General features: G+C 61.2%; 16 protein-coding genes and 1 tRNA gene. 10 read left to right on the forward strand and 7 right to left on the reverse strand.

What is annotated here, in order from left to right; genetic code table 11:
- Window positions 1-31 precede the first annotated feature (31 nt).
- The 3 genes from PMX70_RS05235 to PMX70_RS05240 all read right to left on the reverse strand — a co-directional run bounded on the left by PMX70_RS05235 (window position 32) and on the right by PMX70_RS05240 (window position 3,802).
- Window positions 32-361: a type II toxin-antitoxin system HicB family antitoxin gene (locus tag PMX70_RS05235; RefSeq protein WP_022094981.1), complete on the reverse strand. Its 330-nt coding sequence runs from the start codon at window positions 359-361 to the stop codon at window positions 32-34.
- Complete coding sequence (locus PMX70_RS10145) at window positions 354-617, reverse strand: type II toxin-antitoxin system HicA family toxin (RefSeq protein WP_117629026.1); 264 nt, start codon at window positions 615-617, stop codon at window positions 354-356. Before PMX70_RS10145 ends, PMX70_RS05235 begins: the two co-directional genes overlap by 8 nt.
- 146 nt (window positions 618-763) lie before the next feature.
- On the reverse strand, window positions 764-3,802 hold the full coding sequence (locus tag PMX70_RS05240; RefSeq protein WP_271743103.1) for an insulinase family protein: 3,039 nt from the start codon (window positions 3,800-3,802) through the stop codon (window positions 764-766).
- Window positions 3,803-4,346: 544 nt separating this feature from the next.
- Here PMX70_RS05240 and PMX70_RS05245 point away from each other — a divergent pair.
- Complete coding sequence (locus PMX70_RS05245; RefSeq protein ID WP_117645965.1) at window positions 4,347-5,813, forward strand: ATP-binding protein; 1,467 nt, start codon at window positions 4,347-4,349, stop codon at window positions 5,811-5,813.
- A gap of 100 nt (window positions 5,814-5,913) precedes the next feature.
- On the opposite strand, the gene PMX70_RS05250 is transcribed toward PMX70_RS05245, so the two are convergent.
- Window positions 5,914-6,405, reverse strand: coding sequence for a hypothetical protein (locus tag PMX70_RS05250; RefSeq protein ID WP_117648206.1), 492 nt, complete (start codon window positions 6,403-6,405; stop codon window positions 5,914-5,916).
- An 11-nt stretch (window positions 6,406-6,416) separates the two neighbouring features.
- Here PMX70_RS05250 and PMX70_RS05255 point away from each other — a divergent pair, with 11 nt between their 5' ends.
- Entirely contained in the window at window positions 6,417-6,986 is a 570-nt protein-coding gene (locus PMX70_RS05255) for a hypothetical protein (RefSeq protein WP_271743104.1), read from the forward strand.
- Window positions 6,987-7,305: 319 nt separating this feature from the next.
- Here PMX70_RS05255 and PMX70_RS05260 read toward each other — a convergent pair whose 3' ends face one another.
- Together PMX70_RS05260 and PMX70_RS05265 are read right to left on the reverse strand one after the other, a co-directional pair.
- A complete protein-coding gene (locus PMX70_RS05260; RefSeq protein ID WP_117839823.1) occupies window positions 7,306-7,992 on the reverse strand; it encodes a DUF5710 domain-containing protein in 687 nt (228 codons plus the stop codon).
- Window positions 7,993-8,327: 335 nt separating this feature from the next.
- Window positions 8,328-8,402: transfer RNA gene (locus PMX70_RS05265), tRNA-Val, on the reverse strand.
- Window positions 8,403-8,691: 289 nt separating this feature from the next.
- Here PMX70_RS05265 and PMX70_RS05270 point away from each other — a divergent pair.
- The 3 genes from PMX70_RS05270 to glmM all read left to right on the forward strand — a co-directional run bounded on the left by PMX70_RS05270 (window position 8,692) and on the right by glmM (window position 13,591).
- Entirely contained in the window at window positions 8,692-9,714 is a 1,023-nt protein-coding gene (locus PMX70_RS05270; protein ID WP_172674587.1) for a DMT family transporter, read from the forward strand.
- Window positions 9,715-9,863: 149 nt separating this feature from the next.
- On the forward strand, window positions 9,864-12,176 hold the full coding sequence (locus PMX70_RS05275) for a DUF4012 domain-containing protein (RefSeq protein WP_117839822.1): 2,313 nt from the start codon (window positions 9,864-9,866) through the stop codon (window positions 12,174-12,176).
- A gap of 83 nt (window positions 12,177-12,259) precedes the next feature.
- Window positions 12,260-13,591, forward strand: a complete 1,332-nt coding sequence (glmM, locus tag PMX70_RS05280) for a phosphoglucosamine mutase (RefSeq protein ID WP_271743105.1) — start codon at window positions 12,260-12,262, stop codon at window positions 13,589-13,591.
- Between the two features lie 205 nt (window positions 13,592-13,796).
- On the opposite strand, the gene PMX70_RS05285 is transcribed toward glmM, so the two are convergent.
- Complete coding sequence (locus PMX70_RS05285) at window positions 13,797-15,371, reverse strand: carboxypeptidase M32 (RefSeq protein ID WP_271743106.1); 1,575 nt, start codon at window positions 15,369-15,371, stop codon at window positions 13,797-13,799.
- Window positions 15,372-15,876: 505 nt separating this feature from the next.
- Here PMX70_RS05285 and pheS point away from each other — a divergent pair.
- The 5 genes from pheS to PMX70_RS05310 all read left to right on the forward strand — a co-directional run bounded on the left by pheS (window position 15,877) and on the right by PMX70_RS05310 (window position 22,609).
- Window positions 15,877-16,953: a phenylalanine--tRNA ligase subunit alpha gene (gene pheS / locus PMX70_RS05290; protein WP_055250566.1), complete on the forward strand. Its 1,077-nt coding sequence runs from the start codon at window positions 15,877-15,879 to the stop codon at window positions 16,951-16,953.
- A gap of 160 nt (window positions 16,954-17,113) precedes the next feature.
- Window positions 17,114-19,567, forward strand: a complete 2,454-nt coding sequence (pheT, locus tag PMX70_RS05295) for a phenylalanine--tRNA ligase subunit beta (RefSeq protein ID WP_271743107.1) — start codon at window positions 17,114-17,116, stop codon at window positions 19,565-19,567.
- Window positions 19,568-19,892: 325 nt separating this feature from the next.
- Window positions 19,893-20,978, forward strand: a complete 1,086-nt coding sequence (cbiM, locus tag PMX70_RS05300) for a cobalt transporter CbiM (protein WP_271743108.1) — start codon at window positions 19,893-19,895, stop codon at window positions 20,976-20,978.
- Window positions 20,956-21,792, forward strand: a complete 837-nt coding sequence (locus PMX70_RS05305) for an energy-coupling factor transporter transmembrane component T family protein (protein ID WP_271743109.1) — start codon at window positions 20,956-20,958, stop codon at window positions 21,790-21,792. The genes cbiM and PMX70_RS05305 overlap by 23 nt, the downstream gene beginning before the upstream one ends.
- A gap of 46 nt (window positions 21,793-21,838) precedes the next feature.
- Complete coding sequence (locus tag PMX70_RS05310) at window positions 21,839-22,609, forward strand: energy-coupling factor ABC transporter ATP-binding protein (protein ID WP_271743110.1); 771 nt, start codon at window positions 21,839-21,841, stop codon at window positions 22,607-22,609.
- The last annotated feature ends 7 nt before the right edge of the window (window positions 22,610-22,616 follow it).

The following is a 22,616-nucleotide window of genomic DNA, read 5'->3' on the forward strand; positions in this document are numbered from 1 at the left end:
CTTTGTGGTGGTTTTGGCCCATGCGTTAACGCTATAACGCCGCGGCGATTGCTTCGGTCACAAACTTATTGAGTGACTCGCCCTTCTTTGCCGCCGCCAGTGCTGCCTGCTTGTGAAGCTCGGAGCCTGTTCTCACATTGAACGAGCCCTTAAAAGCCCGCTCTGGTTCCTTGCCCTTTTCGGCACAAAACTCAAGGTAATCGTCGACGGCGTCGTGGAAGCATTGCTCCACTTCTTCAGCCGTGGAGCCTTCAAATACAATTGCGTCCCTAATGCCGGCGACCATACCTGTTAGTACATGCTGCTCGGCATCGAACTCGACTGGGGCGAAATAGCCCTTGTATGCCAAAACGTTACTCATGACTGCCTCCGACATCCTGCAGAAATCGAACGATGTTTCGAATTGTCCCCGCTGTCAATTCGTCAGATGGATGAGGCGCGTGCATCACGAACATCCTGCCATCTGAGGGCCTGTAGAAGCGAATGCGCGATCCGGATGTCTTGCCTTTGCTGTCCATTTCAAAGCCATATGAGGCCATGACTTTTAAAAAATCGGCATACCGATACGTCGAAGGGCAGCTAAACAGTTGGGCGATGAGTTTATCGGCTCGAGTCATCCCGCCTCACATTCTGCAACTATATTCTAGTTGCAATTTAGATCCGATGCAATCACCCATACTATAGAACATGTGTACGTATAGAACAAGTGTTCGAACCACTACAAAGGGGCCTGTCCCCTTTGTAGTGGTTTTGCTTGCTGTGGTTAGCCCATCAGGTCGACTACGTTAAAGCCGGCGTTGCTCTTGGCGATGACGTCTCGGCCGCCAAAGACGCAGGTGGGCGACTCGGCTGCGATGCGCGTTACGTCGGTGCCGAGCGAGCGCAGCTCACCGGGCGTGGCGGCGAGCATCTGGGCGCGACGCTCCTCGCGCGCATGCGGATCGAGCCCGGCCAGGTAGGTCGTGTTGCGGCGCTTGGTGAGCGCATAGGGCTTCACCGGCGCGTCCATGCCGCTCACGCAGCTCACGATAAAGCCCTCAAAGGCGGCCTCGTCGGGCTCAAAGCGGCCAAGCCATGCGCCTGCACGCTCCACGCGCTCAATCGAAGGGTCAATCGCCGGGTCGCGGTAGGTGTAGAACGCCGTCTGGCGTTCGCCGGCCGCGCGGAATCCACAGCCGTACGCGCCGCCCTTCACACGGATCTCGTTCCACAGATAGTCGTAGGAGAGTGCGTTGGCAGCCACGGCCCAAGCGCCTGTCACGTCAATGCCCAGGCGACGCGGATCGCACGCACGCGCGGCAAAGCAGATGTCGCTGGGGATCACGAAAGCCTCGTGGCGGTCGCGCGGCGCCGGCACCGCGAGCGCGTCGCGGCCGGCACCATCGCCCGCACCCAGCCCCAGGTCGCCCGCGGCATCCCAGTACGCGTCAAAGTCATCGTCGCTGCCGGTAAAGCTCGCCATGCAGCCATCGGCCACAAAGATGCGGTCTGCCAGCTCTGCAAGCTTGGCGCGCAGGCCGTCCAGGCGCTCGTCAAAGTGCTCGAGCAGATCGCGCAGGAACAGATAGAAATCCACGCCCGAAAGCTGCTCGCGCACCACGGCCGAAGGCGAGGTGTAGCTCATCGCGCGACCCAGCGCCGCCGAGTGTCCGTTGTTGATAAAGCCCTGCTCAAGCCCAATGCGAATCTGCGTGAGCACGTCGCGAACGCGGTCGGCGTCGGCGTCTGCCAACAGCGTGCTCGACCACACCTCGCGCGGCAGGCTCGCCAGCGCGTCGATCTTTTCGGACAGGGCGCCGGCACTCACCAGCAGGTAGGGGCGCACGCCGTCTACGTCGGGCTGGGTCATGACCTCGGTCGTAAAGCTCAAAAAGCCCAGCTTGCCGGCGAGCAGGTTGTCAAGTTCCTCGGCCGAGTGCTCGCTCGTGGGCAGCTGTTTGAGCAGGCGGCAGAGCAGCGTCACGTAGGGTAGGTCCTCAAACGCGACGCAACTCAGGTCGAAATACTGCATGGCGTAGGCCAGTCGGTTGGTGGGGATGTCGTGGCGCAGGCACGGGATGGGCGCGGTCGTGTCCACAACGAGCGGCGGCTCGGGGCGTGCCTCGCCAATGTCGGACACGCGCAGGCGCGGTAGCGTGGCCTTGTCCTCGGGCGTGTCCTCGGCCTCCTGTGCGGCACGCAGCGCGGCTGTGCGCTCGACCACATCGGTCAGCTCGGCATCGGTCATGGCGTCGCGCTTGGCTGTCAGCTCGGCGGCCTCGGCACCCTCCGAACCCTCGGCGGCGTCCACCGGCACCAGCTCGACCAGCGCCATATGGTCGTTCTGCAGCACCAGCTCGCGCAGCAGGTCCTCAAAGTAACTGCCGTCCAGCTCGCCACGCAGCTCTTCGTACACCGGGCCGTACTTGAGCGCCAGCGTCGCGGCGTCGTCATCGTAGAGCCACGTGCTCAGCGCGTCGCACGCAATGGCCACGCCGTCGGCGATGCCGTAGTCGCGCTGGCGCAGGTCGTATTCGTTGCTGCTGATGATGGCTTCCAGGCGCTCGCGCGGAATGCCGTGCTCGTGCAGGTCGCGGCAGGCGTCCTGGAACACGCGGCGCAGCTCGCGCGCCACGCCGGGCTGCGCGTTTTGCAGCATGATGAGCTCGTAGGGCTGCAGGCACTCGGCCGCGGTGTAGCTCACCACGTTGCCGCCCAGGCCTGCCGCCAGGATAGCCTTCTTAACCGGCGCCTCGTTGGAGCCCAGCAGCGCCTCAAACAGGATGTCCGCGGCGATCGTGCGCTTGCGGTCGAGTGCGCTGCCCAGCACAAGGCCCAGGCCCACCAGGGCGTTTTCGGGCGTGGTGGCCATCTCGACGCGCTTATACTCGCAGGTCACGGGCGCCTGCACGTCCAGCGGATTGGGTGCCAGCGTGGACGGGTCCTCGCCGGCGGCGACGGCTGCGTCCATGCGGCGGCTCGCGGCGCTCGGCTGCGACAGATAGCGCTCGTCCAAAAAGGCCAGTGCGCGGTCCACGTCCAGGTCGCCGTAGAGCGTGATGTAGGAGTTGGAAGGATTGTAGTGGCGAGCGTGCGTGTCCAGGAACTGCTCGTAAGTGAGCGCGGGAATCGCGCGCGGGTCGCCGCCGCTCTCGTGCGCATAGGCGGTATCGGGATAGAGCACGGCGTTGACGGCGTCGTCCAGCACGCTCATGGGGTCGGACAGCGCGCCCTTCATCTCGTTGAACACCACGCCGTTATAGCGCAGCGTGCCCTCGCGCAGGCTCGCGGAGCTGCTGTCGCCTTCGACCTCGGCGCTCTCCGGCAGGTCCAGCTCGTAGTGCCAGCCCTCCTGCTCAAAAATGGTGGGCTTGGTATAGATGGCCGGGTTGAACACCGCGTCCAGGTACACGTCCATCAGGTTGTACAGGTCCTGCTCGTTGGTGGTGGCAACGGGGTAGATGGTCTTGTCGGGGTAGGTCATGGCGTTGAGAAACGTCTGCATGGAGCTCTTGATCAGGTCGACAAACGGCTCCTTGACGGGAAACTTGGCCGACCCGCACAGTACCGAGTGCTCAAGAATATGGAACACGCCGGTGGAATCGGCCGGCGGCGTCTTAAAGCCAATGGCAAAGGCCTTGTTCTCGTCATCGCATGCCAGGTACAGCAGGCGAGCGCCCGAGGCGGTGTGGCGCAGCACATAGGCGTCCGAGTCGAGCTCGGGCACGGTCTCGCAGCGCTCGACGGCAAAGCCGTGGCAGGTAGTGCCGGGCACTAGCAGCGCGGCGGCAGCGGCGCGCGGGTCGGTTGAGGTGGTGGGCATATGCAGTCTCCTTTGACGCCCCAGCGGGGGCGAATCGAGTCGAATCCTCGAGAGTATACCCATATGGGGCCCTCGACCAATCTGCCGGATGAGCGTGGATTTTCGGACACACGAGCGTGGAAATTCGGACGCCCGCCAAATGAGTGTGGATTTTCGGACGGAATCAGCCTCAAAACGCCCAAAAACCGTCCAAATATCCACCCTCATTTCCCGACCGTCCAAAATCCACGCTCATCCGCCGCCCGCACATCTCTCATATCTCATTCGTCTCTAATACGAGAGATAACAGAAAGATGAGAGATAAATATGAGAGATAACAATGCTGCAAAGAGACAGACAACCATGGTATTGTCTCAATATAGATTGTTTTACCAGCGAAAACATGTTTAAATGAAACAGATGACAGACATCTTATCTTTCATCTCTCACTCCTCTCTAATATGAGAGATAACAGAAAGATGAGAGATAATTACGAGAGATAACTGAGAGACGAAGGAAATCTATTCGCGGCATTCTTCGCAGAACCGAGCGAAAGGACGTGCAGATGAACGAAAACGAACTGACCGGTCTGCTCGAGTCTTTAAGGCGCATGGGCTCGGACGATCTTAACGTTGAGGTCAAGGAGAGCGCCACGACGCTTTCCCGCGACGTATGGGAAACGGTCAGCGCTTTCGCAAACACCGCCGGCGGCATCATCGTACTCGGAGTGAGCGAGCGCGCGGGTTTTGTCCCAGTTGCAAACTTTGAGACCGAGAAAGTGCTCAACCAATTCGTGGCGGGCATGGGCGATGCTGGCGGTCGCGGAAAGCTGGCCAATCCGCCCAAATACACCATTGAGCGCGTGGAGCTCCAGGGCACCGTGGTTCTAGTCATCGCGATTGAGGAGCTTGACCCGTCGAGCAAGCCTTGCTATGTCATGGAGCGGGGCGCTCAAGGTGGCAGCTACAAACGCATCGATGACAAAGATGTCCCGCTTTCGTCGACCGAGGTTTTGGCACTGTCGTCATATGAACGGACGAGTCCTAGCGATCGCGATGCGGTGCCCGGCACGAGTGTGGGCGATCTCGACGAGTCGCTGGTCGACCGCACGATAGAGCGTGCCTATTCGTTGACGCCTCGAGCGATGCGCGGTGCGGCGGACAAGAAGACAAAGATGGAGCGTCTGAATTTCCTCGACTTCCAGGGCAATGTTACCAAGGCCGGCCTCCTTGCCGCGGGCGTTTACCCTCAGCAGTTCTATCCCAAGCTCTTCATTGATGTGGCTGTCCACGTGGGAACTCAAAAGGGAGCTGCGGGGCCACTAAGGTTTATGGACCGCACAATCTGTGAGGGAACGTTGGGCGAGATGATCTCGGATGCTGTCGCGGCCGTCGCCAAGAATTTGCGGCGAACCTCGACCGTCCAAGGCGTCTCGCGTGTCGACTCGCTGGAGATTCCCGAGGAGGTTCTGCGCGAGGCAATCGCCAACGCCGTAATCCATCGAGAATACGGGGATCGGTTCTGTGGACAATCGATTGCCGTCGACGTCTTTGACGATCGTGTCGAGGTGACGAATCCTGGCGGCCTTTACGGGGGAAAGACTCGCGAGAACTTGTTTGACGGCAGCTCCCGATGCCGTAACGCGACGCTCGTGAAACTCATGTCGATTGTCCCGCTGCCGGATGGCGCAGGTTCGCCGGCTGAGGGCAATGGCTCGGGCATCCCGATGATGATCGATGCCATGCGCGCGCATGGTCTGGCCGAGCCCCTGTTCTGCCCGGGGTTCGATCGGTTCAAGGTCGTACTTTACCGTCCAAAGATCGAGCCGGTCGATCATGGCGGGGACTTGATTATGACGGCACTCAAGCGCTACGGCGAATTGGGGACGCGCGAACTGGCGGAGCGCACGGGACTCACGGTTTCCCAGGTTAGGGCACGCGTCAATGCGCTCATTGAGCAGGGTGAGCTTGAGCCGACGGCGCCGTCGACAAGCCGCAACCGCAAATATAGACTGTCAGAGCGCGTGGAATAAATGCGTTAGTGGACGAGGCGACCCAATAATCGACCCTCGATTGGCGCCCACTAAGGTAAAGCGGTTGTTGCCCAGTCGACGGTGATGCTAAAGACTCGGCTTACGCCGGCATGGCCCCGAACCCGTCCATCAAGAACAGCCTAAGAACCAGCTTGATGACATATCCCGGTTTGATTTCTGCCGTGCCAAAGACGCTGCGCTCGGCGAGCTCGCTGCAGTATGCGTAGATGTCGCGGATAAGGTCCGCGCCCGAAAGCGTAAACATGTAGCCTGCGTCCGAAAGCGCATTGGGCGCGGCGGGCAACTTGGCCATGTGGCAGAACGTTTGCAGGTCGGGCGCCATGGCGTTCTGGTAGTCAAGGTGGCTGCCGTCTTCTTGCGCGGCGAATTCCAGCTGGCGTACTCGATCAAGCGCCGCTGCCAGCACAAAGCTCGGTGTGGGAGCATTGACGTCCTCCGTGCTCGCCACAAGCCTGCCCGCCGCCTGCGTGACAAGCCAAGCGACCTCGCGCTGGCAACGCACGGCCTTGCGCGTAACCGGCTTGATGGACGAAGAAGAAACGCTCCCCTTAGGCGGATTCGAAGCAGCCATAAGACCCTCCCATGAACGACCCGGTCCAACAAGCCCGGATGAAACACGTGCTACATCAGTATACAGGGGAGTGGGGTAGCGGGGTACAAGCGCGCCAGCGGCAAACCGAGAGCATCAACAATGTGCCTCCGCTCTATTTGGACGATGGTACGTGGGTCATTAAGTACTCGGTTCAAGCGTCGGGTACCGTTGATTTTCGAGACCAGAATTACAACCGTAAAATGCTCAACTGCATGGAATGTGACGTCCCAGTCGGAGTCATATTTGCAACCGAGGTGGGCTATAAGGTGCTCGGCCTTGCGTTTGTTGAGCGGTTCGAGCCCGAAAACGGATGGTTTGTTCTGCACGGTCCTGTTCATAAAGGCGGACCGGACCCTCGTTTTGCGCCCGACATGAGTTATCTGAAGCACATACCCGTCGATATTGAGTTTGCCGGACAGGGTGCGACCGACGATGAAATTTGGCTTTGGCGGTCTTTTACGATCGTGCTGTTTGATCGGATCGCGTGGCGATGCAATCTCGCACACGCCTGCCGGTGCATGCTCTTCCTGATTTGTATAGCGAGAGGGGAGCGAACGTGAGCTGGCGAGGCGATATTGCGATGGGGAAGTACGGAAAACTGCCGTGCGCCCTTATAGACAACAAAATGTTTCCGAGCGTAGAAGTTGATTGCGGGTCGTTTGTCGTCGCCTGTCCTTGCTGCGGCTCGCAAATACCGTGCCTCGACATTCGGTTCATCGATGCGTGCGACAGACTTAGCGACGAAGTGAGAAAACGGACAGGCGTTCATATGCCGGTGTATCAGGAGAAATGCCCTGTTTGTGGCCTCGATATCGTGTACGACGCCGGCGACGAGGGATAGGTGATGCGGAGGAGCTGGCTGTGAAGGCATCTCTGTCCCTATAAATAAATCCCCTCACCGAGCTGCTTGTGGAACTTGGCGTGATGGTCGCGTGCCCAGGTAAAGAGCGCCTGGTCAAAGTCGGTGCGTGTGGCCGGGACGCCGAAGACGCCGGCAACTTCGACGCGCACAAACTCCAGTGCCGGCAGTTTGTTGATGGCAGTGAGGGCAAACGGGGACGAGGGCTCCTCGAACAGATAGCGGCTGCCTTGCAGCGCGTCGCAACTGGTGCACGTGTTGCCGAGCGACGGGGCTTTGGAGGCTCGCGCGCCTACGGGCTTGTAGCCGCAGCGCTTAGAAAGATAGTCGCGGATCTCGCCCGGCACGCAGCCAAGAGCGGGAACAATGGCGAGCGCGTTGGCATTGGCCGTGTCGATGGTAATGTGCCCGGCTTCGTTGGGCGCGTGCGCGATGGCGATGCCCTTGTCGTCATCGATTCGATAGGGAATGCCGAAGGCCGCGACCGAGGTCTCTTTGTGACACTTCCAGCACTCGCGCTTGCCCAGTACTAGATATATATACGGCGCTGAGGGGTCGGATCGGTCAACACCGGGCAGCCACTCGGCAAAGGGCTCGGGGTTGACGCCGCTGGGTACATACCAGATCTTCTTGGTCCGGTCCCATTTGGCGCCCAGCGCCTTGGCTTCTTCTTTGTGCGAAAAGGGGACATCGAGCTCGGTGCGCATGGCGGCTCCTTGGTGCTGCAGGTGCGAGTGGCTCAAGGATACCGCAGGGCGCAGACATCGCGGCGTTTTGTTGAGAAGTTGCGGCGCGGACTGCTTGGTTACGCCGTTAGATAAATTGGCAAGTAGATGGTCGGCTTTTGACCAGTTGGGCGGTTGGAGCAGCTTGCGGCGCAGTTTTGTGCCTGGCTATTGTTGATGTTGGGGTATTGAATATATTTGGCTGCCATTCGTCAGGTGAATTGTTGTTACGTTGCGATGACGGTTGGAACTGCCAGCGGATTTAGCGACAAAAAACAAAACAGCCCAGAGGACATAGCCTCTGAGCTGCGAACATTTGGTGGGCGTTAGAAGATTTGAACTTCTGACCTCTTCCGTGTCAGGGAAGCGCTCTCCCCCTGAGCTAAACGCCCGATCAAGGGTGCGCAAGCGCGCAAGGGATAATATAACGGAGCCTGAACTCGGTGGCAAGAACATTTTTAAAAATCGCTTACATTGTGGAATTCGGGGGCTTTGTCATATCCATTTCAAAAGAGCCTGCTGCCGCGATTTGACTGTCGCATAATGCAAGGCCATTGCGGTATCGAGCTATGGAAAGACGTCTGCGGAATTGTCCTACCGATAAGCGGACAAGCCTCCAGCTGGTGCCTTCGCCGTGGTAAGGTAAGCCGAATTGTTTCCAGGCTGCTTCGAGGGAATGGAATGAGCAAAGAGCGTGTCGAGCAGGTCGAAGGCGCAGGGGCTTCGGTGCCGATGACCGATATATCGAACATTGATGTGCCCGAGGGCACCGATGAGCTCAGCCGTAGCACCCGCCGCGCTTGGCGCGAGCGCCTGAACAGCGCTTCGACGCGCAAGATGATCACGGGCGTCTTGGCTACGCTGGTGGGCGGTTCGTTTTGGGGCTTCTCGGGCACCAGCGCGAGCTTTCTGTTCGATACCTACCACGTCGACACCTTGTGGCTTATGAGCGTGCGTCAGATTCTCGCCGGTCTACTCTTTATGGCTGTGGTTGTTACGCGCGACCGCGAGCGCCTGATTAAGCTCTGGACCACACCCGCCGATCGCAAGCAGCTGCTGCTCTTTACCGCCTTTGGTCTGCTGTTCAACCAGTTTTGTTATCTTTCGGCCGTGCGCCTGACCAATGCCGGAACCGCGACGGTGCTCCAATGCCTGCAACTGGTCATCATTATGGGCTACACCTGCGTGATCGACCATCGCATGCCTCGCGTGCGTGAGGCCGTTGGCATTGGGTTGGCCCTGGGCGGCACCTTTTTAATCGCTACCGGCGGCGACCCTACCAGTCTGAGCATATCGCCGCTTGGCCTGGTCGCAGGCCTTATGTGTGCGGTCAGCGCCACGTGTATGGCGGTGATTCCCGCCAAGATCCTGCCCGAATACGGCAGCCCCATCGTCACGGGCTCGGCAATGCTCACGGCGGGCGTGGTCTCGTGCGTCTTCGTGCAGCCTTGGGCGCATATGCCGGCACTCGACGCTGCCGGCGTCGAGGCGCTCGCGGTATTCGTGGTTATCGGCTCGTTTTTTGCTTACATGCTCTATATGCAGGGCGTTAAGGACATCGGCTCGGTGCGTGCGAGCCTCATCGGAACTGTGGAGCCGGTTTCGGCGACCATCACCAGCGCCGTTATGCTGGGCACGGTGTTTTTGCCGACCGACCTTATCGGCTTTGCCATGATCATCGTGATGATGTTCCTCACGGTGTAGCTGGCGCCGCCGCCAAGACGGAAAAGGCGTTGTGCCACATTTTCGCCAATTGATGTCCGTGTCTGGAGTTTAGCTGTCGATGCTCAAAATGCCATAAACTAGTAACGTTATGGACTTTTTCATTGCGACTCAATTGCGAGGATTTCTTTATGGCTGGTAATCACTTTAAGGGCAGCGATAGCGGCCGTCCTGCAGTTCCGCCGCGTCCGAACGGGGCTGGTAAGGCCGGCACGCCGGGCGGCGCTGGGCAGGGCGGTTCCGGTAAGCGCGTGTCCCCGGGCGAGACGGCGATGTTTACCGCTCTGTACGAGCAGTCTCAAAAGGCAAAAAAGACCGGCCGTGCAAGAGGGAATGTCTTTGCGGGCGGTGCAACCTCCACGTCGCAGCCGAGCGGGGCCCCTTCGATACCTGCGAACAACGCAGGTGCTGCCAACGCCGCGAATACCGCCGGCAACGTTAATGCCGGCAAGGCCGCCAACAATACTCCCTCTGCCGGTGGCGCGGGGCTTACGGGTAACCTTGGCACGATTTACACCGGCGCCTCCGAGACTGGCACGTTCGCCCGCCTGGATGATAGCGGTGCCGAGTTTGCGGGCTCGGGTTCCAAGGAAGATTATTACGATTTTGGCTTGAACTACGGTAGCGACGCTTCGTCGAGTTCGACCTCTGACGGTCTGGTCCGTCATCGCCATCGCAAGGGCGAGCGCAAAAAGCGTCACACTGGCGCCATTATTGCCGCTGTAGTCGCGGTGCTTCTCGTTGCGCTTGGCGCAAGCGGCTTTATGCTGCTTAACTCGGCAAAGACCGTAAAGAGCGAAGCGAAGGAGGCTGTCGAGATCGTCGGTGGCCTTAAGGACAAGGTCACGTCGGGCGATTTTTCGACGCTGCCTGACGACGCGAAGAAGATTGATGAGCTCTGCGACAGCATGAAGGCGGAGACCTCGAGCCCGCTGTGGACGGCGGCTTCGTTTATCCCGGTGTATGGCAGCGACATCAATGCTGCCCGCACCATGATCGACGCCCTGTCCGATGTCTCTAGCGGCGCGCTGATTCCCATGGCCGACAACCTCTCGCGGGCAACGCCCGGCAAGCTGTTCCAGGATGGCATGATTAACGTGTCCGCGCTGCAGGCGGTCGCCGATTCGCTTTCCAACAGCTCGAAGGTGTTCAAGAGCGCCAACGAAAAGATCCAGGGCATTGGCGATACTCATATTTCCCAGGTGACCGAGCTGGTCGATAAGGCCAAGGACGGCTTTGCCACCCTCAACGGCGCGGTTGACGCGGCGGAGAAGGTCGCCCCCGTCCTTCCCCAGATGCTCGGCGCCAACGGCCAGACGCGCAACTACCTTATGTACGCCATGAACAACGTCGAGATTCGTGCCTGCGGCGGCTTTGGCGGTTCGCAGGGCCTGATTTCGGTCACCGACGGCCAGATGTCGATCGGCGAGTTTGTTCCCCGCATTGGACTCAGCGAGGATGAGGCAGTCGAGAGCGTCGACGAAGAGGATGAGGCGCTGTTCGGCAACCACAGTAACCTGTACAACTCGGGCAATACCTATTCGCCTGATTGGCCCCGCAACTCGCAGCGTGTCGCAGCCCTGTGGAAATCTCAATATGGCCAGGACGTTGACGGCGTCGTGGGTATCGACCCGGTGTTCCTGCAGTATCTGCTGGGCCTGGTCGGTAACGTGTCGCTGCCCGACGGAACGGTTGTCGACGGCACCAACGCCGCAAAGGTCCTCATGCACGATGTGTACTGGAACTATCCGGTCGAGGAGTCGGACGGCATCTTTGCATCCGTCGCCAGCGCTGCCTTCGACAAGATCCTTGGCGGTATCGGCGATGTCGATGTTACGAAGCTTGTCAGCGCCGTTGAGCGCGGTGCCGAAGAGGGCCGCCTGATCGCGTGGATGAAAAACGATGACGAGCAGAACGCTATCAAGGAGATGAACATCGACGCCTCGCTGCCCGATCCGGATGACCCGAGTGAAGATCCCGTTGCTGGTGTCTACTTTAACAACCTGAGCTTCTCCAAGCTCGACTGGTACCTGAATGCCGATACGCAGATTGGCCAGGGCATCAAGAACGGTGACGGCACATGCTCGTATCGCATCACCGTTACCCTGACGAACATCATGACGCAGGAGGAGGCCGGCAAGCTGCCCGACTACGTCGCGGCGAGCGCGCCCGATGCCGCGCGCGACGACGAGCGTCTGAATGTCTCGTTGTTTGCCCCGACGGGCGGCAACATTACTGATCTGACCGTCGAGGGCACCCAGTTTGGTCTTGGCGCCGCTACGTGGCATGGAATCCCCTTCTATTCGGGCACCGTTGACCTGCATGCTGGCGAGACGACGACGATCACATATACGCTGACCACGTCAGCCGAGGCGGGGGACAAGCCGCTTACGCTGCGTCAGACTCCTACATGCCAGGCGGCTCGCGACAGCGCGTCGGCGTAGGGTTTTTCTGGTAGCGCAGATAATCGAGTACCATTTTGGGGCGGACAGGCAATCTGTTCGCCCCTATTTTGTAAGGAGAGCGCATGAAGTACTTTGGCACCGACGGCTTTCGCGGTGAGGCTAACGTTGGGCTGACGGTAGAGCACGCTTATAAGATTGGCCGTTTTGTGGGCTGGTATTACGGCGCCAACCGCGAGCGCAAGGCGCGCGTCATCGTGGGTAAGGACACGCGTCGCTCGAGTTATATGTTCGAGGCGGCGCTGGTGAGTGGCCTGGTCGCGAGCGGTGCGGACGCCTATATGCTGCACGTGATCCCGACGCCGGGCGTGGCGCATCAGACCGTGGAAGGCTGCTTCGATTGCGGCATCATGATCAGCGCGAGCCACAACCCGTTTTGCGATAACGGCATTAAGCTCGTCAATAGCGACGGTTTTAAGATGGACGAGGACGTACTGGAGCTCATCGAGGACTACGTCGATGGCAAGAGCGAGGTGCCGCTGGCCACGGGCAACCACATCGGCGCCACGGTGGACTACATGCAGGGCCGCAACCGCTACATTGCCTCGCTCATCGCCAGCGCGAACTTTTCGCTGCAGGGCGTCAAGATCGGCATCGACTGCGCCAACGGCTCGGCGTCCTCGGTGGCCAAGCCGGTGTTCGACGCGCTGGGCGCCGACGTGCGCGTGATCAATGCCGCGCCTGATGGTTTTAACATCAACGTCGACTGCGGCTCCACGCATATGGAGCGTCTACAGCGCCACGTGGTGGAGCAGGGCCTGGACGTGGGCTTTGCCTATGACGGCGATGCCGATCGCTGCTTGGCCGTGGACGAGCGCGGTCGCGTGGTAGACGGCGACCAGATCCTGTACGTGTGCGGCGTGTATCTGAACAAGCACGGGCGACTCTCGGGCGGTACCGTGGTGCCGACGATTGCCAGCAACTTTGGCCTGGTCAAGTCGCTGGAGCTTGCCGGTCTGAGCGCCGTGACCAGCGGCGTGGGCGACCGTCACGTGTATGCCAAGATGCGCGCGGGCGGCTACAGCCTGGGTGGCGAGCAGACGGGCCATACGATCTTTGGCGATATCGAGCGCACGGGCGACGGCATTATGACCTCACTGCGCGTGATGGAAGTGATTCGTGCCGAGCGCGAGACGCTCTCGCAGCTCACGGCTCCGTGCAAGCTGCTGCCGCAGGCGCAGGTGGCCGTGCACGTGGCGGACAAGGACGCCGCGCTCGAGAACATGGGCGTGCAGAACGCCATCGCCGAGGCCGAGGCTGCGCTGGCAGGCGAGGGCCGCGTGCTCGTGCGCAAGAGCGGAACCGAGTCGGTGATTCGCGTGCTGGCCGAGGCGCCCGACCAAGCATCCGCCGATGCCGCCATGAAGCGCATCGCCAACGCACTCGAGGCTCTGTAGTTACGCGGTTTTACCAAACCGCGTAACTGCTCGACGCTGCAAACGCCCCTAAGCGGCAATCTGACGTTCAATTTCAAGGGCGCGACCAGAAGGTCAGCGCCCTTTCATTTCACGTCACCTTGCTCGCTTAGGGTCGTTTTCGCTGACGTTGCCAAGACATTGGCGTCAACATAGTTGGCGTTGGCGATGGCGTGCTGGTCAATCCTTACAGCTCGTACAGCGTGGTGAACTTGTCCTGCAGGTAGCTGCAGTAGTAGCGGGCGTCAAAATCCATGCCGCAGGCACCCTTGATGAGTTCCGGCGCGTCCTTGGCGCGGCCCCACTGCCAAATGTGCTCGCCCAGCCACGCGCGGACGGGTGCCAAGTCGCCGCTCGCGCAGGCACCGGTAAGGTCGACGCCGTCGCGGCACATGGCCGGCACAAACATGGCATCGTAGGCGCTACCCAGCGCATACGTGGGGAAGTAGCCAAACGAACCGCCGCTCCAATGCGTATCCTGCAGGCAGCCGTGCGTGTCGTCGGGAACGGGAATGCCCAGGTACTCGTCCATAAAGCGGTTCCAAAGCGCGGGGATGTCCTTGGCCGCAGCCTCGCCGGCAAACAGCATGCGCTCGATCTGGTAGCGCACCATAATATGCAGCGGATAGGTGAGCTCGTCGGCCTCGGTGCGGATCAACGACGGCTGCGCGATGTTCACGGCGCGGTAGAGCGTGTCTTCGTCGACGTCGCCGTAGACCTCGGGCGCGTGACGACGCAGCACCTCGAGCAGCGGGCCCATAAAGGCGCGGCTGCGACCCACGGTGTTCTCGAAAAAGCGGCTCTGGCTCTCGTGGATGCCCATGGAGGTGCCGCCCTCCAAGCACGTGCGCGCATAGGCGGGATTGACGCCCAGCTCGTACATGGTGTGCCCCGCCTCGTGGATGATGCTGTAGACGTTGGAGATGCAGTCGTCCTCGTAGATGTGCGTCGCGATGCGCGCATCACCCACGGCAAAGCCCTCGCTAAACGGATGCTCGGTAAAGGCAAGCGTGGTGTCGTCCAGGTCCAGGCCGACAAGCTTCATAAGGTCGAAGCTCATGGCGCGCTGGGCAGCCTCGGGCACGTGGGCGTGCAAAAAGTCGGCAGCCGGCTGCTGGCCGTGCTCGCCGATGGCGTGCACGAGCGGCACGACCGTGGCCTTGACCTCATCGCAAAACGCGTCGAAGCTCTTGGCGGAAAGGCCGCGCTCGTACTGGTCGAGCCAAACGTCGTATGGATCGCGCTTGGGGTCCATGAGCTCGGCCTGATGCTTAAGTTGGGCGACGATTCTATCCACATAGGTCTCAAAGCTCGCCCAGTCGTTGGCAGCCTTGGCCTTGTGCCACACGGCGTCCGCCTCGCAGGTGAGCCTGGTCCAGGCCTCGGCTTCTTCGGTGGGGATGGCACTGGCCTCACGTTGATCGCGGCCGAGCACACGGATCTCGTCGAGCAGCTGAGGGTCGTCGATTTTGCCGCCGGCGACGGTCTCGCGCGCTAACGAGCGTACGAGCTCAACGGACTTCTCGCTGGTCAGCAGCTTGTGATGCTCGCCGGCAAGCGTGCCCATGGCGTCGGCACGCGCTGCTGCGCCGTTGGCAGGAGCAATCGTCGCTCCATCGAACTCGGCAATCTTGAGCAGGTACTCACGAGTCCACAGCTTGCCTTCGAGCTTGCGGAATTTTTTGACGGCCTTATCGACCTTCATGCCTTTGGATGTCTTGCCCGCTGCAGGCTCGGCCTTCTTATCGAGTTTCTTTCCCATACCATATCCTTGATCTCGTGAGCCGAGCGCTTCGGGTGGGCGCGCGGCCAGTTTGCACAGCTACCTGCCTTGTACCCAGTGCGAACAAAACGGAACGCGGCGATGCACACGCAGAATGTGTTATCCTATAGCCCAATGCGTTGACGGAGAGGGTTTTGCCCGCCGCGTCGCCGGCAAGAGAGGGAAGGTCATGGGCTGCGAGCCTTCCTGCGGTGACAAGGGCCAAGCGTTCACTCCCGAGCAGCGACCTCAACGGGCACGCAGCCAGCGGCGGCGAAGCCCCAGTAGGGAAGCCGTGAGCCTCGCGACAAGGGGCACAGAGTGGGCGCGGCGGGCCAGACATCCGCCGGGTCAAACAAGGTGGTACCGCGGAATTCAACCGTCCTTGGGCAATGCACATGCCCGAGGACGGTTTTTTTATTACCGAACCGGGCCGCGTTTTCACAACGCCAGACGGTGGCAGCCGCCTCGGCAAACGGAGAGCGCGAGAGACGAAAGGGAAGACATGAGTCTGATTGATGATCTGGTCAAACTCGAGGAAGAGGCCAAGGAGCTCGTCGCAGGCGCCGACGACGCAGCCAAGCTCGAGGCTGCGCGCGTTGAGCTGCTCGGCCGCAAGGGCCGCATCACCGGCCTGATGCGCATGATGGGCAAGCTCGCCCCCGAGGATCGTCCCGTGATGGGCAAGCGAGCCAACGAGATGCGCCAGCTGATTGAGGGCATGCTCGACGAGCGCAACACCGAGATGAAGGCCGCCGCCCTCAAGCGCGCACTGGAGCACGACGCCGTCGACATCACGCTGCCGGGCATCCGTCCGCAGATCGGCCACCAGCACCTGATCAAGCAGATTATCGAGGAGGCCGAGGACATCTTCTGCGGCATCGGCTACACCGTCGAGTCCGGCCCCATGGTCGACACCTCCTACTACAACTTCACCGCGCTCAACGCCCCCATGGATCACCCGAGCCGCTCGGCCCGCGATACCTTCTACGTGGTCGACAACAACCCCGGCAGCGTCGCGCACCCCGAGGCTCACGCCCACGGCGAGTCCGACGTGCTGCTGCGCACCCAGACTTCGGGCGTGCAGATCCACACTATGGAGTCGCAGAAGCCGCCCATCTACATGATCTGCCCGGGCACCGTCTATCGTCCCGACACGGCCGACGCCTGCCACCTGCCGCAGTTCAACCAGATCGAGGGCCTGGTCGTCGACGAGGGTATCACCTTTGGCGACCTCAAGGGCACGCTCGACTACTTTGTTAAGTGCATGTTTGGCGAGGATCGCAAGACGCGTTACCGCCCGCACTTCTTCCCCTTCACCGAGCCCAGCTGTGAGGTGGACGTGAGCTGCCACGTCTGCGGCGGCAAGGGCTGCAACTTCTGCAAGCACAGCGGTTGGATCGAGATCCTGGGCTGCGGCATGGTCGACCCCAACGTCCTGATCAACTGCGGCATCGACCCCGAGAAGTACACCGGCTTCGCCTTTGGTATTGGCGCCGAGCGCGTCGCGGCCCTGCGCTACGACCTGCCCGACCTCAGAACGCTTATGACGGGCGATATGCGCTTCTTAAATCAGTTCTAGGCCCGGCGGCTTTCCCAAGCACCGCACCTTGCCTTTCAATCGTCGGTTGCGTACCTAAGTACGCGGCCCTCCTCTTTCAAGGCAATCTGCGGCACTTGGAAAACCCGTCTCCGTTGCAGTTTTTGGCTCAAAGCCGCATTTATGAAAGGAGACCAGTTAGATGCGCGTTTCTTACGACTGGCTCAAGACCATGATCGATATTCCGGAGGATCCCAAGACCCTTTCGGACGAATATATCCGTACCGGCACCGAGGTCGAGGCGATCGACACCGTGGGCGAGTCCTTCGACCACGTGGTGACCGCCAAGGTGCTCACCAAGACCCCGCACCCCGATAGCGACCACATGTATGTGTGCTCGGTCGACGTGGGTGACAAGAACCTCGACGCCGACGGCAATCCCGCTCCACTGCAAATCGTCTGCGGCGCGCAGAACTTCGAGGCCGGCGACCACATCGTCACGGCCATGATCGGCGCCGTGCTTCCCGGCGACGTCAAAATCAAGAAGAGCAAGCTCCGCGGCGTCGTGTCCATGGGCATGAACTGCTCCGCACGCGAGCTCGGCCTGGGCGGCGACCACTCCGGCATTATGATCCTGCCCGAGGATACGCCCTGCGGCATGCCGTTTGCCGAGTATGTGGGCTCGAGCGACACCGTGCTCGACTGTGAGATCACGCCCAACCGCCCCGACTGCCTGTCCATGATCGGCATGGCCCGCGAGACCGGTGCCATTTTCGACCGCGATTTCCATGTGGAGCTGCCCGCCATCAAGGCGGAGACCGGCCGTGCGACCGACGACGAGCTTTCGGTCGAGATTGCCGACGAGGGCCTGTGTGACCGCTACGTTGCCCGCATCGTGCGCAACGTCAAGGTCGGCCCGTCGCCCGACTGGATGGTCAAGCGCCTCAACGCCCTGGGCGTGCGCCCGCACAACAACATCGTCGACATCACCAACTACGTGATGATGCTCACCGGCCAGCCGCTGCACGCCTTTGACCTCGACACCTTTGCCGAGCGCGATGGCCACCGTCGCGTGGTGGTTCGCGCCGCCCAGCAGGACGAGAAGTTCACGACGCTCGATGGCGAGGAGCGTGTGCTCGACGCCGGCATGGGCCTCATCACCGACGGCGAGCGTCCCGTGGCGCTGGCCGGCGTTATGGGTGGCATGGATTCCGAGATCGAGGACGATACCGTTGACGTGATGGTCGAGAGCGCCTGCTTCAACGCCGGCCGCACCTCGCACACCAGCCGTGACCTGTCGCTGATCTCCGACGCCTCCATTCGCTTTGAGCGCCAGGTTGACGAGACCGGCTGCGTGGATGTCGCCAACGTTACCTGCGCGCTCATCGAAGAGATCGCCGGCGGCGAGGTTGCTCCCGGCTATGTCGACGTTTTCCCCGCGCCCAAGACCATCGACAGCATTAAGCTGCGCCTGGCCCGTGTGCACGCCATCTGCGGTGCCGACATCGAGCCCGACTTTATCGAGCGTTCGCTCACCCGTCTGGGCTGCACCGTCGAGCGCGACGGTGAGGACTTCATGGTCACGCCGCCGAGCTTCCGTCCCGACCTGCCGCGTGAGATCGACCTGATCGAGGAGGTCCTGCGCCTATGGGGCATGGGCCGCGTCACGGCGACCATTCCGGCTGCCAAGAACCACATCGGCGGCCTGACGCGCGAGCAGAAGCTTACCCGCAAGGTCGGCGAGATCCTGCGCGCCTGTGGCCTCAACGAGACCACGACCTTTGGCTTTGCCGCCCCGGGCGACCTGGAGAAGATTGGCATGTCCACCGAAGGCCGCGGCTGCCCCGTGGTGCTCATGAACCCGCTGGTGGCCGAGCAGACCGAGATGCGTCGTTCGCTGCTGCCGGGCCTGCTGCAGTCCGTGGCCTACAACGAGGCGCACGGTACGCCCAACGTGCACCTGTACGAGGTCGGCAACCTGTTCCACGGTCGCGAGAACGCCAGCCTGCCCAAGGAGACCAAGTCCGTGGCGGGCGTGCTCTCGGGCCAGTGGAGCGAGCAGTCCTGGAACATGAAGTACCGCAAGCTGCGCTTCTTCTTTGGCAAGGGCATTGTCGAGGAGCTGCTCGCCCAGCTGCGCATCGAGAAGGTTCGCTTCCGTCCCGTCGAGGGCGAGGGCTACGCTTTCTTGCAGCCGGGTCGTGCGGCCGAGGTTCTGTCCGGCGGAACCGTGCTGGGCTGGGTCGGCGAGATTCACCCCGAGGCGCGCGAGGCGATGGGCATCGATGAGGTCGTCGTTGCCTTTGAGCTCGACTTGGACAAGCTGATCAAGGGCGCCCGCAACCAGGAGAACTATCGCGAGTTCTCGCAGTACCCGGCTGTTGAGCATGACCTTGCCATTGTGGTCGACAACACTGTGACCTGCGAGGATCTTGAGCGTCGCATTACCAGTGCCGGCGGCAAGCTGCTCGAGGGCGTGCGCCTGTTCGATGTCTACCGCGATCCGGTCCGCATCGGTGCGGGCAAGAAGTCCATGGCCTTTGCGCTCACGTATCGCTCGGATGACCACACGCTTACCAGCGAAGAGGTCGAGAAGGCGCACCAGAAGATCGTCACCAAGGTGTGCAAGGGCGTAAACGGCGAGGTTCGCTCGTAATCTTTGCCGTTCGGAACCCGCCCCCTGCGGGGTTTTCACGGCAACGTCCTCGCCGCTTCGCGGCTGCGGGATGTTGCCTTAGAAAACCCCTCTCGGGGGCGGGTTCCTGCGTTAACCTTGTTGCGAGCGGACTGCACCTTCTTCCGGGTGACCGGAAAGTTGGGAGTGCATGGGCCTTTAATGGACGGTGCGTGGACCTGGGTTAATAACGTACGTATTGCAAGGGCGTGCTGCGTTGTGGGCGGTGCGCCTTTTTGTTAGTATGCAGAGTCGGTGTTACGGATTGTTGGAAACGTAACACGCAACGTTCTGATTGAGAGGGCTCATGCATATTCCCGATAATTATCTGTCCCCGCAGACCGATGCCGTTATGGCGGTGGCGATGGTGCCCGTTTGGGTCCATTGCATTAAAAAGGTACGCGCCACGCTCGATCGCGAGCACATGGCGTTCCTGGGCATTTGCGCCGCATTCTCCTTCTTGCTCATGATGTTCAACGTGCCGCTGCCCGGTGGCACCACTGGTCACGCCGTTGGTGGTGCGCTCATCGCACTGCTGCTGGGTCCCGAGGCCGCTGCCATCGCGGTTTCGGTCGCGCTGGCGCTGCAGGCGCTGCTGTTTGGCGACGGCGGCGTTCTGTCCTTTGGCGCCAACTGCTTTAACATGGCCTTTGTGCTGCCGTTTACCGCTGCTATCGTGTTCCGTGCGCTCAACAGCCGTCTGCACGACAAGAGCTGGGGCACCTCGGTTTCTGCCATCGTGAGCGGTTGGGTCGGCCTGTGTCTGGCGGCCCTGTGCGCGGCGATCGAGTTTGGCATTCAGCCGATGCTCTTCACCAACGCCTCGGGTGCTCCGCTGTACTGCCCCTTCCCGCTGTCCGTGGCTATTCCGGCAATGTTGATCCCGCATATGCTGGTTGCCGGCGTGGTCGAGGGCGTAGCGACGGCCGCCATCTACGGTTTCATTAAGAAGACGGCGCCGAGCGTTATCGTCGGTCCCGAGGCCGTCGATGGCCAGCTTGCCGCCGAGAGCGCTGCCACCAAGAAGACCTCGCTGGTCCCCACGCTCATCCTGGTCGCCGTGCTTGTCGTGGCCACGCCGCTGGGCCTGTTGGCCACAGGTGACGCATGGGGCGAGTGGGACGCCGAGGGCGCCGCGACCGCCGTTCAAGAGGCTGGCGACGACAGCCTGCAGGCTTCGGTCGGTCTCGATACCCCGACCTTTGCCGATGCCCTGCCCACGGGCGATTATCTGCAGGCCTATTCCGAGGAGCAGGGCCTTGGCTTTGCCGGCCAGGCCGCGATGTATATCCTTTCGGGCGTGATTGGCGTGGCGGTGCTCACCATCGCATTCCGCCTGTTCTCGCTGACGGTCAAGGAAAGCGGTGCTCATGGCAATAGCCGAGCTGCCTAGCTGGCTCGCGGTCGAGCAGCGTTACGAGCCCGCGGGGGCTCGACATCGTGTGATGCAAAAGAACGTCCTGCACCTGGCGAGCCTGCTTGAGCGGGTTCGCCTGGGCGGCGGCGCACACAAGGGCGGGTCGATAATCGACCGCGCCCTTTCTTCCGTTTCGGCCCCGGTGCGTTTGGTAGGGATGTTCGTTTGCGTTCTGTGCGTGTGCCTGACGCAGAGCCCGCTGTACCTCATGTTGATGGCGGCTATCGCGCTGGTGCTCGTTGCCGTGCGCCCCGTACGCGGGCTGCGGGCAACCTTTGTGCCGGCGCTTGGCGCTGCGGGGCTCGCGGTGGTTCTGGCACTGCCTGCCCTGTTGCTGGGCGCGTCTGCCACGGGTGCCATGCTCAAGATCGCGCTCAAGACGTTTATTAATGTGTCGCTGGTGCTGGGTGTTTCGTGGACCCTCACGTGGAGCCGCATGTCGGCGGCGCTCAAGATGCTACATCTACCCGACGAAGTTATCTTTACGTTTGATATGGCGCTCAAGCATATCGAGGTGCTGGGACGCACGGCGCACGATCTGTGCGAATCGGTCATGCTGCGCAGCGTTGGCCGTGCACCTGCGGGTTTTTCGCGTACCGACTCGCTGGCGGGTATCATGGGCATGACCTTTATCAAGGCGATGGAATGCAGCCGCGCGATGGATGAGGCTATGCTTTGCCGCGGCTTTGCCGGTGCGTATCCGGCGCCTGCACGCGCTGGGTTTGGCTGGCGTGATGCGGTCTATGCGGCCGGCGTGGCGCTGCTGGCAGTGTTGTGCGCCGTGCTGTAGGCGCTGCTGGTTCCGACTGGGGATGCAAATAGGGAAGGGCGACGTTTTGACGATCGATATGAATAGTGCGGCGGGCACGAACGGTGCGGGCGGCGCCGAGGTCGTGCCGCTCATCGAGCTGCGCGACGTGGTGTTCTCCTATGCGGGTCATACGGTGGTCGATGGTGTGTCGCTGCAGGTCGATCGTGGTGAACTCGTTGCCCTGCTCGGTCCCAACGGCTGCGGTAAGACGACGATTATGCGCCTTATCAACGGCCTTGAGCTCGCGGACGCGGGTGCGTACCTGTTTGACGGGCACGTGATCGATGCGGCATATCTCAAGGATTCCGCAGCCGCTCATCGTTTTCATCAGCGCGTGGGCTTTGTGTTCCAGAATGCCGACGCCCAGCTGTTCTGCGCTACGGTGGGCGAGGAAGTTGCTTTTGGCCCCGCGCAGATGGGACTGCCGACAGACGAGCTCGAGCGCCGCGTCCGCGATGCCATGGAGCTGTTCCAGGTTGCCGATCTGGTCGATGCCTCGCCCTATCAGCTTTCGGGCGGGCAAAAGAAGCGCGTTGCGCTGGCTGCGGTGGTGTCGATGAACCCCGATATCCTAGTGCTCGATGAGCCCACCAACGGGCTCGATGAGGACTCGTGCGACATCGTAGTCAACTTTTTGCTGGCCTACGTTGCTGCCGGTAAGACGGTTTTGATGAGTACGCACCATCAAGATTTGGTGCGCCGCCTGGAGGCCCGTGCCATCTATATCGATCGATATCACCATGTGGTCGAGGCGCCCGTGCCGTCGTATGGAACCGAAAGCGGTGCTGCGGAATAGTTGCTGC

The sequence above is a fragment of the Collinsella aerofaciens genome, from assembly GCF_028206795.1.
GTDB lineage: Bacteria > Actinomycetota > Coriobacteriia > Coriobacteriales > Coriobacteriaceae > Collinsella > Collinsella aerofaciens_AX.